Origin of the sequence: Acinetobacter stercoris (assembly GCF_900323515.1) — a bacterium.
GTDB lineage: Bacteria > Pseudomonadota > Gammaproteobacteria > Pseudomonadales > Moraxellaceae > Acinetobacter > Acinetobacter stercoris.
The window spans coordinates 1-11,288 of record NZ_OOGT01000128.1; the positions used below are offsets into that span (position 1 = coordinate 1).

Annotated in this window: 10 protein-coding genes; 7 read left to right on the forward strand and 3 right to left on the reverse strand. The window is 35.3% G+C overall.

The genetic code is table 11. The features are described 5' to 3' along the window. The coding region (locus tag KPC_RS12890) for an ATP-binding cassette domain-containing protein (protein ID WP_121974767.1) at window positions 1-819 on the forward strand (819 nt) is incomplete at its 5' end. Here KPC_RS12890 and KPC_RS12895 read toward each other — a convergent pair. Together KPC_RS12895 and KPC_RS12900 are read right to left on the reverse strand one after the other, a co-directional pair. After that, window positions 806-2,263, reverse strand: coding sequence for a CHAD domain-containing protein (locus tag KPC_RS12895; RefSeq protein WP_121974768.1), 1,458 nt, complete (start codon window positions 2,261-2,263; stop codon window positions 806-808). The genes KPC_RS12890 and KPC_RS12895 overlap by 14 nt on opposite strands. A 181-nt stretch (window positions 2,264-2,444) precedes the next feature. Further along, window positions 2,445-3,905, reverse strand: coding sequence for a CYTH domain-containing protein (locus tag KPC_RS12900; protein WP_121974769.1), 1,461 nt, complete (start codon window positions 3,903-3,905; stop codon window positions 2,445-2,447). Window positions 3,906-4,144: 239 nt separating this feature from the next. Between KPC_RS12900 and KPC_RS12905 the strand changes: the two genes are divergently transcribed. From KPC_RS12905 to KPC_RS12930, 6 genes are all read left to right on the forward strand, one after another. After that, complete coding sequence (locus KPC_RS12905; RefSeq protein ID WP_121974770.1) at window positions 4,145-4,528, forward strand: DUF962 domain-containing protein; 384 nt, start codon at window positions 4,145-4,147, stop codon at window positions 4,526-4,528. A 305-nt stretch (window positions 4,529-4,833) separates the two neighbouring features. Further along, window positions 4,834-5,931, forward strand: coding sequence for an OmpW/AlkL family protein (locus tag KPC_RS12910; RefSeq protein WP_121974771.1), 1,098 nt, complete (start codon window positions 4,834-4,836; stop codon window positions 5,929-5,931). 140 nt (window positions 5,932-6,071) lie between these two features. After that, complete coding sequence (thiE, locus tag KPC_RS12915) at window positions 6,072-6,692, forward strand: thiamine phosphate synthase (protein ID WP_121974772.1); 621 nt, start codon at window positions 6,072-6,074, stop codon at window positions 6,690-6,692. Between the two features lie 50 nt (window positions 6,693-6,742). Then, window positions 6,743-8,038 carry a glutamate-1-semialdehyde 2,1-aminomutase gene (gene hemL / locus KPC_RS12920; RefSeq protein ID WP_121974773.1) on the forward strand — a complete coding sequence of 432 codons (1,296 nt, stop codon included), beginning with the start codon at window positions 6,743-6,745 and terminating at the stop codon, window positions 8,036-8,038. 78 nt (window positions 8,039-8,116) lie between these two features. Next, window positions 8,117-8,536 carry a GlcG/HbpS family heme-binding protein gene (locus KPC_RS12925; protein ID WP_121974774.1) on the forward strand — a complete coding sequence of 140 codons (420 nt, stop codon included), beginning with the start codon at window positions 8,117-8,119 and terminating at the stop codon, window positions 8,534-8,536. Between the two features lie 5 nt (window positions 8,537-8,541). Beyond that, window positions 8,542-9,243, forward strand: coding sequence for a phosphopantetheine-binding protein (locus tag KPC_RS12930; RefSeq protein ID WP_121974775.1), 702 nt, complete (start codon window positions 8,542-8,544; stop codon window positions 9,241-9,243). Between the two features lie 333 nt (window positions 9,244-9,576). Here KPC_RS12930 and KPC_RS12935 read toward each other — a convergent pair whose 3' ends face one another. Continuing rightward, entirely contained in the window at window positions 9,577-11,043 is a 1,467-nt protein-coding gene (locus tag KPC_RS12935; RefSeq protein ID WP_213065898.1) for a PhoPQ-activated pathogenicity-related family protein, read from the reverse strand. Window positions 11,044-11,288: the final 245 nt, after the last annotated feature.

Consider the following 11,288-nt stretch of genomic DNA (forward strand, 5'->3'; position numbering starts at 1 on the left):
ACTTATATTATAGAGTTGACATTACCGTTATTAGTGGTTTCACATAATGTAATTGGATTAAGAGGAGATTTTATTGCGATCAAGAAATTACATCAATATTTAAAACTACCACATGAAAAACTAACACAGCAGGAAATTATAGATCAGAATACTTTTTTCTATTTTAAGGATACACAGATTCAGCTCGGTAAACATATTATTAAAAATTTTAACCTTAAAATCGAAAAAAATAAATGTTATGTTGTCATTGGACAAACCGGGATTGGTAAAACCACATTTATTCAATATATGACAGGCTTGAGACAAGTCAATGCTGGGGCATTATTTTATAAAAATATTGATATTACTCAACAGTTCTCGACAGGTATCATTGATGAGCTTGCAGTCGTTACTCAACATCCCGTTGTTTATTCAGGAACACTTCGACAAAACTTAATTTATAATAGCCCATATTTATATAATGATGAGTTTTTACTGGATTTATTACATCGTTTTAAACTCAGTGAGATTTTAACTAAAAATAAAATTACACTTGATTCTGACTTAAATGAAATATACAAAAGTTTTTCTGGTGGAGAAAAGCAACGTTTGAGTATTATTCGGGCTTTACTCAAAAAACCGCAATTACTGATCATGGATGAACCAACTGCTGCTTTAGATGAGGTCACAGGAATAGAACTGATCCAATATATAAAAACACAAGTACAAAGCCTGTTTATTATTTCACACGCGCCTTATATGCTCAGATATGCAGATCAGGTCATTAATTTTGATGATTTACTTCATATCGAACCAGTTCAACAGATTAATGATCCCTAAACTTAAACTGGGCAAGTTTTATTAGATTTTGTTGTATCAGATTTAAGATATGCTGTTGTTCAGATGCTATCCAACCTAAAGAAAACCATAGTTTCGGCTCTTTTTCGACCATGCTCTTAAACATAGTATCAGCAACACAAAGATCATTGAATTGTCCCAATGCCTCTTGAGCCGGTTTTAAAATCTTAAGGTAAGATGCAACTTCTTTGGGTGTAAATAATGATGAGGTGAATTCCAGACTGTAACGTAATCTTTTAATACGTTTACGAATCTGATGTTTTTCCTCTATATCAAGTTCAAGAAATTTTTCGGCATTTTTACACACCAGATGATGTAAATGAGTGATTTGCTTCAAGGCGGACTTTTTCAGATCATCTTTTTCAGTTGATTCTGTATGGTTTTGGCAAAATTCAATTAAATCTAATAGCAGTTGTTGTGTTGGATATGAGCGGATTAACTTTAAAATTTTATTTGAGCTTTCAGATGATTTCGGAAGTTCAAGATGTGGTGCTCCTATTTTTTCCAATTTAGGTAAGAGGCTTTCACTGATTGCGTCACGGTCACGTGTAGAGCCAAAGGCACGGAATAAGTTTGCTAACTGTGCCTTCCAGGAAGGATCAATATCATTCGACCAGTCTGAAAAGCTTTGCAAAGCACTTCTTAAACGCCTTATTGCTACACGTGTTTGATGGATATGTTCTGCTGAAAACTGGTCAATACTGATGGCTGATATGTTAGGTAATAAATGCTCAAGACAGTTTTCAACAATTTTACGAATAGTTGCATCTTTTGAGCTATCGGGAGAGAGTTTTAAAACTGTCTGGAAGCAGACTGCTGGAATATGTGCAGTTAAGAGGTCGAAACTCTGTTCGATGCTAGAATATTGATAAAAATATAAATGGTATTTTTCTATCCAGTTTTTAATAAATTCGATAAATCGGGTATAAGTACCCTCAATAAAAGAAAAAGAAACTTCAAATAGCTCAAAGCCTTGCTTTGGTTCAATTATTTGTGAAGTTCGAATATTTATTTCAATACCAGTATCCTGAAATTGGAATAGGTGAGTTAGATGATTTATCGTGGTTTCAAATATTTGTGTCAGTAGGATTTTATCTTTACTTTTTATGTTTTTAAATACTTGTCGGAGAGACTTATGGTCTTTGACTCCTTCTAAAAATGACAGAAGGCTAAATTGTTTTGATAGAATGCTTTCNAGTTGAAATGTTTCACTAAAAGACAATTTTGGAATATTAATATTATGAAATTGTTGTGAATTATCTTGATACGAATGACAGAAAATGTTCAGTTTGTATAAATCGAGCTCGTTTGAGTCATAATATTTGAGGGTTTTACTATTGATAGATGCACCCTCGTTAATCAGTGCCTGTTTCAGTTTTTGCTGAAAGGTTTTTGGAGCCTGGAATATTATTGTTTTCAATTTCATCTTTATTGCTCATATTTTATTCAAAAATAGGAATTTTTTTATTATAGATAAATTACATAAAAATGAAAGTATTTGTTTTCTTTTGAATTATTTGTTTTAGAAAAAGTTGAAGCACTTCTTGAAAAATAAATTAAAGAATAATTAGTAGACAAAAAGTGCAGGTTTATGTTGAGTAAAAATACTATTTTAAGAACTTACGACTGAGTAAAAACTGTTCTGTAGCATCCAGAAAGACTTGGGCATAATTTTCCTGTTTAGCAGTTAGCCAGCCTAGTGCAAACCAGTCACTGGCTTCGAGTTCAGTCTCTTGGAGATACGATGCCGAAGAAGCGAGTACCTGATATTGTTCAGCAGCATGTTGAGCTTCGTTGAGTGCTTTACCGTATTTTTGCAGATTTTTAACATCGTAGATATTGGTTAACAATGGGAAACTAAACTTTAATTCATTTAAATGTTTAGCAAGTTCATCCAGGCTTTCAAAATCAGAAATATCGGCATTATTTAGTGCATCTTGGAGCTGTTTGTATTGATGCTGCAAGGTATTTTGTGCATACCATTTTAAATCATGCTTTTGAGGCTGTTTGGCCTGTCCCAAGCTAAATATAAGAAGTTGTAGAAAATGTTGTACGTTCTGGGTAGAGCAGACCAGATTAAATAATTTTTCTTTTGCGTAGAGAATATCTTTGCTTAAACTCGAAGCTGTATTTGGATTTTGCAATAACGTGCTTAGAGTGTTTTGCATGTGTTCAAAATGTCTTAAATTTTCAAAATGACTTTTAAACGCAGCAAGTTGAACTGACCACTTATCAACAATATCTTCACTCCAGTCTCTCAATATAGAGAGTGTAAGGTGTAAGTGATTTAGTGCAATATGTGCTTGGTCAATATGCTCTTGTTCTGCAACTTGTGCTGAGATTGCAGCGATATTGGGTAATAAATGTTGTAGTTGGTCTGAAATAAGTGAGCGTAGATTTTGATCAGCTGAATTCTTTTTATTAAAGATGAATTCCTTAGCTGTTTTTGCTGGGCTGACTTTATGGTTTAAAACCAGTAGATTACCGATTTCCGCTTTGCTACGGACATCTAGCCAGAGATGATATTTTTTGACCCATTCAAAACTAAAAGCCAATAAAGATTCTGCTGAACCCTGTTTAAGTTCAAACTCGATTTCATAAACATCATGTTTGGTATTTTCTGTACGAATTTCGCCAATATCTAAACTCACTTCAATGTCGGCATCATTAAAATGAATGATTTTCGAAGTGCGGGTAATATCAGTTTCAAATTGTAGTTTTAAGTCTGAAGCCTGATCACCTAATGCGGTGTTTAAAATTTCTGTTGCCTGAGCATTGTTTTTATAAATTTCCAGATCAAGTGCAGGAGAACTATCTTGTTCACCTAAGTCATGATTATGCTCAAAACGCGCAATATGTGTTTTGGTTGCTGCTTTAAGTGTTTGAACCCAATGTGTACCTTCTAAACGCTGTCGCAATGCCGCACCATTTTTAGAGAGTAAATGGTCAGTAGTATCGTAGTATTTTGCTTTTAATTGAATTGTTTCAGTATCTTTGGATTCAAGTGTTTTTTGAACCGCTCTGCGTCTCGCTTCTGGAATTTGAAATTTCAACTCAACTTCGAGCATTGTACTTTTCCTAAATTAAAGATTAAAACTGCTAAGAGACCTGTACTATTCTCTATGTTTTTTGATTTTGAAATCGTTCAAATAAAACGAATTATAACGATATTGATAAAATACGAAAGCTTCATTGATAAATCCAGATACATGGGGCATTTAATTTGAAACATTGTTGACAGAAATTGACTTTAAATTATCCAGAATCTCCTATAGTCTATTTAAAAAAATATAAGGAGAAAGTGAAAATGAATGCGCTTGTGGAACCAAAGCCAGAATTGCCAGAACCTCAACGATTCCAGCTACCTATTCAAAATTATTCTGAATTTTACCGTTTTTATTTAACTGAACACCGAAATATTACAAGTCGTCGTTTGCATATCGCAGGTAGTTCGCTTGGATTATATTTTTGGTCTAAGGCGATTCGTAAACGTCAGGCAAAATATATCATTTATGGTCTGGTGTCTGGATATGCGTGTGCATGGGTAGGGCATTTTGTATTTGAGAAAAATAAACCTGCCAGTTTTAAGCAGCCATTGTTTAGCTTTATTTCAGATTGGCGAATGTTTTCAGATATCTTACGAGGAAATCTAAGTTTAAAGGATAGAAGTCTGGATAAAATTGAAAGTTAACTAAAATCACGATTTTTTGCAAAAAGCATATCTATGAAAATCGGTATGCTTTTTTACTATTTGATATAATATAAGGGTGAAAAATAGACAAACGGTTTGATCAGAGAATTGGCAAAAAATATCATATAAGCCTTATAAATTAAGCAAATTCGTTGTTTTTTGCATTGATTTCTTGAAAAGACAGAAAGAGAAATTTAATTTTTTAGATTGATTTATAGAGTTATTATTTTAATAATTGTATTTAGATTTCGGAAAGGATCCGCTGAAATCATAAAAAAAATTATTGTATTCAAATGGAATGAAATATGCGTCATTTTTTTAAATCTGCTGCACTAGTAGTATTTGTTTTATCAGCTAACCTTGCTCATGCCGATGGAGATTTTAAGCGTTGGGCTGTGTCAGTTGGCTGGTTGCATGTCATGCCACAAGGATCTGCAAATTCAACGAATATTAATACTGCTGTTGAGAATGGTGGAAATTATGGTGTTGGTAACAACTTGAAAGGTGCTGATCTACTACTTTCAAAAAATTTAGATGATGTAGTAAATCAATCAAATAATATTCTCGTAACAAATGTTATTAAATCACTGAAAAGCAATGTAGCTAAAAATCCGGATTATCTCGTTAGCAGTTTAATTACGAATAGTGCTAAGGCTGATGTATATGGTATATCAGACTGGTCAAATAATGCTGGGCTTGAGGCTGATGATGTAGATACTTTGGGTTTGACGTTGAGTTACTTTGTCAATGATCACGTTTCTTTAGAGTTGATAGGTGGAGTACCTCCAAAAGTAGATATTAAAGGTAAAGGAAAAATAGTTGCTTCAGCATCATCGATTGCGAACTCCACAGCGGCTATACCGAGTTTGATCAATGGTGTTGAAATTAATAAAGATATCCTTATTACGGACTTGGGCGGACATGGAAAAGTTGCAGAAGTCACGGCATGGACACCTGCAATTACTGCCAAGTATCACTTTGGTAAATCTGGTGTAAATAAATTTCGTCCGTTTATTGGGGCTGGAGTTGTTTATGGACACTTCAATAAATTAAAGCTAAATGGTGGTGTTGAACAAGATTTAATTAATGCTGGACATATGGTACAAAACGTATTGGATGGTAATGCAGGCGAAGCACTACAAAACTCTGGAAAATCATCAGCAAACCCAGTGGTTAAAGTGAAAACTGATGATGCTTTTGCACCTGTAGTTACAGCGGGTTTTTCTTATGATTTAACTGAGCGTTGGTTTACTACAGCTTCTTTAACATATATGCCAGACTTCCATAATACAGCGACTATTATTGTCAGTGATTCAAAGACTGGAAATCAACTCATCAAGGCAAATACCAAAGTTGATTTAGATCCATTAATTACCTATGTTGGTGTAGGTTATCGTTTCTAGTACATCAAACATTCATTTGATGAAGTTGTCATAATTTTAGAGCCTAAAACAAAATGCTTTAGGCTTTTTAAATTCTGCAACTGCTATAAAGTTCTCGTTATACTATGTTGACGAATCATTTCTTGTTTTAGGGAAAATATATGCGCGGCTTATATCTGATTACCAATGATGACCCAATTGATCTGTTATTGGAGAAACTAGAGGCTGCGTTAGCGACAAAGCAGATCACAATTTTACAATATCGCCGTAAAAAAATTGCTTTAGATGAGCAAGCAAAAGAAGTACAACAGATTAAAAACTTATGTGAAAAATATTCCACACCATTTGTAATCAATGACAATTTAGACTTGGCACAGCAGTTTGGTTTAGGGGTACACCTTGGTCAAAGTGATGGTGAAATTTCAGATGCTGCGAATAGACTTCCTCAAGGTGTCATCATAGGCCGTACTTGTCTAAACTCACTAGAACTTGCTGATAAGGCAATCCATGATGGGGCAACATATATTGCGTTTGGGGCGATCTATGCAACATCAACCAAACCGGAAGCCGGTAATATTGGACTGGGAGTATTACAGCAGGCATCGCAAAAGTTTGATTTACCCATTTGTGCAATTGGCGGGTTAACTGTTGAAAACTCAAAAGCTGTGCTAGAGGCTGGTGCAGACCTTTGCGCAGTAATTAGTGATATATTAGGAAAATCAGTTGAAGAAATTCCAGCACGTGTAAATGCTTGGGCACAGTTGTTTGAAACTACTGTTTAGTTAGTGTGTATTTTTCAATTTTTAACTCATTTATAGGGTACTAGAGTCTTATGCGTTTATCTGCAAAACAAGAGCAATTGTTTAAACAAGCCAGCAAACATATTCCAGGTGGGGTGAACTCACCAGTACGTGCTTTTAATGGTGTAGGTGGTACGCCAGTTTTTATTGAAAAAGCTCAAGGCGCTTATTTATATGATGTTGATGGTAAACGTTATGTTGACTATGTTGGTTCCTGGGGACCAATGATTTTGGGGCATGCACATCCTGCCATTATCAAGGCGGTACAGGAAGCTGCTGTCGACGGTTTAAGTTTTGGTGCACCAACTGTTCATGAAACAACACTGGCAGATATTATCTGTGAAATCATGCCCTCAATCGAACTGGTTCGTATGACCAACTCTGGTACTGAAGCAACCATGACGGCTATCCGTTTAGCCCGGGGTTACACGGGACGTGACATGATCATCAAATTTGAAGGTTGTTATCATGGTCATTCAGACTCGCTTTTAGTTAAAGCAGGTTCTGGCATGCTGACTATGGGAGAACCAACATCTAAAGGTGTACCAGCCGATTTTGCCAAACATACGATTACTTTGCCATATAACGATATTGAGGCAGTTAAAGCTTGTTTTGCTAAATATGGTGATCAAATTGCAGGGGTTATTGTAGAACCTGTTGCAGGCAATATGAATCTTGTAAAACCTGTGAAAGGTTTCCTGGAAACGATTCGGGAGCAGTGTGATCAGTACAAATCTGTATTTATCATTGATGAAGTGATGACAGGTTTTCGTGTAGCACTCGGTGGTGCTCAGGCCTATTATGGGGTGAAACCAGATTTAACGACCTTAGGCAAAATTATCGGGGCAGGTCTACCCGTCGGTGCTTTTGGTGGTAAACGTGAAATTATGGAATGCATCGCGCCTTTAGGTGGTGTATATCAGGCTGGTACATTGTCTGGTAATCCATTGGCAATGCGTGCTGGTATCAAAATGTTTGAACATTTACGTGAGCCTGAGTTTTATAACAAACTTACTGCTCAACTTGAAAAATTACTGACTGGTTTACAGAAAGCCGCTGATGAAGCAGGAATCCCATTTACGACTAATCAGGCGGGTGGTTTATTCGGTATTTATTTCACCGATCAAACTGAAATCACCAGTTTTGACCATATTCTAAAATGTGATATTGAAGCGTTCAGAACATTCTTCCATGGTATGTTGGATCGCGGAGTAAATCTTGCACCATCAGCATTTGAGGCCGGGTTTATTTCTGCTGCGCATACTGATGTAGATATTGAATATACAATTCAGGCTGCAAGAGAAACATTTTCAGAAATGAGTAAGTAAATAATATTTTAATAGAATATATAAAACCCGTAGTTTAAATTGCGGGTTTTTTCATGTGAAAATAAAGGATGTCAGACAATGAAGATAAAGCATTATTTAACTCTGGCTGATGCAGAGTTTTTATTGGATAAAGCATATCAATATGCAGATGAACGTCATTTTAATGTCAGTATCGCAGTAGTAGATGAAACTGGAAATTTGCTCACTATGAAACGTATGGATGGTGCTTCTGCTATGACGGCAAATTTATGCATTGAAAAAGCCCGATGTTCTGCGATTAGCCGTAAACCCTCCAAGTTATTTGAAGATATTATCCGTAATGGGCAAATGGGTTTTTTAACCATGAATTCGTTTTCAGGGATGCTCGAGGGTGGAGAACCTGTTTTATATGAAGGACATCTGGTCGGTGCGATTGGTGTTTCAGGTGTAAAATCTTTTGAGGATGCTGAAATTGCGCAATATGCAATTCAGGAATTTTTAGCCCAAGTAAATCATTAAGCCATATGTTCTATATTTTTCCAAAGAAAATCGAATTTAACCCGAGTCAGACAAAATGGTCACTTCAATCGATCTCAAGTTTACTGCTGATTGTCGCTTTAGATGAAATAAGGCTTTTACCTGATTATGAGAAAAGTGCATTGTATGGACATATTCGACAATTGATCAAAAAAGCAAAAGCTTTGGAAATTCCTATTATTGAATTAAAAACATCAGAACCCCAAAATGCCATGGTGTTACTTGGACAATATTTATCTCCAGAGTCTCAGCTCGTCATGACAGGATTAGTCAATCCGCAGTTTAAGCAGATTATGCAGTATATGCGATCTGTGACGGATAAAATTTGTGTAGTTGAGGATGCAATTTTATTGCCTGGCCCTGAACAGCATATTCAGTGGATAAATACGATTTCTCAAGAGCATATTCATCATATAAATACGTATAATTTAACTCGGCTTTGGGCTTTAAGTGCACCAACTCACCTGATTATGTCAAGTAAAGGAATATTATTGGCCATTGCAGAACAGCTGGATATAGATGCTTTAGAAATCAATCCTGAAGTTAATTTACGTGAATATGGTCTGGATTCTGTGGCTATGGTGAGTTTAATTGGTCTATGGCGAGCGAATGGTGCAAATATTACTTATGAAGACCTTTTAGAAAACAACTCTTTGATTAAATTGTTTAATTTTTTAAAAATCACCTGAGTAGATATGTCTGTCTAAATGATCAGACTTTTAAATTAACGCGAGTTCGACGCAACTACATCTTTAACCTATTGAAAAGAAATGATCTTAGCAGGGTTTTGTTGAGTTTTTATCCAGTTTTGGATCAGCCACCAGCAACGTATTCAATAAGTCGCAGAAATAATACATTATAAAAGAAGTCCTGCCTCAAACAGTTGCGGATGACGTTTCCGTGTATCATATTTCATCAAGAATTTTATATCGAACTCAGGTTAAATTAATACTTTTTGTAGCCTATCTGATGAACAGAAAATTCAAATGAGGAAGATAAACAATATATTTTCCTTGTCATAATTACTGATTAATTTTTAAAAAATCCTGGTTTAAACCACGTCCAGTAATACTTTGACATGCTGCTCCTTGGGCAGTGGGTGCATGGGTTGGATAAATATTGTCTGGTGATATATAGACCTGTGAGGTTGCAACATAACCATCCTGAAAAGTTGCTTCAATATAATTGGCACTCCATCCTTGAGGTGGAGGAACCAGTGAAACATTGAGGTTATTTGTTGGTTGCAGGGTTGTAGGTGTATAACGTATTCCACAAGCGTATCGAAAATCTCGATCATCGGGGTTAATTGCAGTCCATTGAATCAATTTTATGGGACGTTCCGAAAATGCAATGGACAAGGATCGTGAAAAATACTGCTCATTTAAAGCTGGCAAGTTCTCATGATTTTGAAAACGTCTCATAAAAGTAATCAATGACTGCCCAGCAATATTGAGTATTCCATGATGATCAGAATTCGGTGCAACTCTCAATGATTTTTTTGCAGGTAAATCATTAAAATAGAATCTCATATTATCAGGAACATAAAAATCATCACCACTGGCATTGATGATATATTGGGTTATATTCAGACGAGTTTGATAAGGTGAGGCAAGATATTGAAATGGATCTTCAATTTTCATTAATTTGCTAAACTCGGGGGACTGGATCTGCTGATCAACTCTGGATTGATAATATGGATAAAATGCTATTGGCCAGTTTTTACCATAAGAAAGATATATGTGTTCCAGCCCTTTTTGAGTATTGAGTAAATTGAATACAAAAGGTACGACTGCCTCAACATCTGGATTCGACATTGCTGTTAACCATGCTGTCCAGCCACGCTTGGATGCGCCTGTCACCACAAATTTTTTGATTCCAAATGATTTTAATTCTTGCTTTGCCAGCCGGATTGCTTGGGAGACAGATGCAGCCATAGGAATATGTACAGGTAATAACTCATACTGAGCTGGATTTTTCATAAAGATATCCCAACTACGAGCTACACTATAATCTTCTCTGAGTGGTTGAGCATCATTTTCATAGACTAATGGTTGGTTTGGAATATCACTGATAGAGATTACAATGGAATCAGTTTGTGTTGCGATTGTTTGTAGGGTTGATAGATCATAGTCATTAGCAGGTTTATTGTTTTGATCAGAATCCTGATTGGTTCCATTATTGATCACAACAAGAGCATAGCTGTTTTTAGGATTTTGGGGAATATAGACCTCTACCTGATGTTTCCATTTTTTAGGATTGACCAATTCATTTGGTGACCAGTTTTGAGAGTTCAGTCCATATTTCTTTAAAGTAATATCGTTGGATAATGATTGTGTTTCTTTTAAGGTATAACTGAGAGGCTGTTTTGCCAAAGCTTGTGTATAGCAGGGGATGACATGGCTTAAATCAGAAATATTCTGATTACGGCATTGAATATACTGTTGATTATCCTGGGAGATTTCAGCAGGGTCATTTTCATTGCAGCCCATGAACAATACACATAGGGATATCAATAATATGTTATTTATTTTCATAATTCATTTTCCGTATATATTCGGGAAGATTCTTTTATAAAGAATAATTTTTTTTAGAAAAATTGAACAGTAAATTAAATAGATATTATATAAATGGTTCAAACTGGATTTCATTCAGCATGGTGCTTGGATTTTAGGAGAGATAAAAACTGATGCAAAGATCTATTTTCTTCATTTTATTTTAATGTTAAGAGTTATGA

Coding starts and splice junctions, on each gene's coding strand:
- KPC_RS12900 (WP_121974769.1), bottom strand. CDS start 3,905: ATGCTCGAAGTTGAGTTGAAATTTCAAATTCCAGAAGCGAGACGCAGA.
- KPC_RS12930 (WP_121974775.1), top strand. CDS start 8,542: ATGTTCTATATTTTTCCAAAGAAAATCGAATTTAACCCGAGTCAGACA.
- KPC_RS12905 (WP_121974770.1), top strand. CDS start 4,145: ATGAATGCGCTTGTGGAACCAAAGCCAGAATTGCCAGAACCTCAACGA.
- KPC_RS12925 (WP_121974774.1), top strand. CDS start 8,117: ATGAAGATAAAGCATTATTTAACTCTGGCTGATGCAGAGTTTTTATTG.
- hemL (WP_121974773.1), top strand. CDS start 6,743: ATGCGTTTATCTGCAAAACAAGAGCAATTGTTTAAACAAGCCAGCAAA.
- KPC_RS12910 (WP_121974771.1), top strand. CDS start 4,834: ATGCGTCATTTTTTTAAATCTGCTGCACTAGTAGTATTTGTTTTATCA.
- KPC_RS12935 (WP_213065898.1), bottom strand. CDS start 11,043: ATGGGCTGCAATGAAAATGACCCTGCTGAAATCTCCCAGGATAATCAA.
- thiE (WP_121974772.1), top strand. CDS start 6,072: ATGCGCGGCTTATATCTGATTACCAATGATGACCCAATTGATCTGTTA.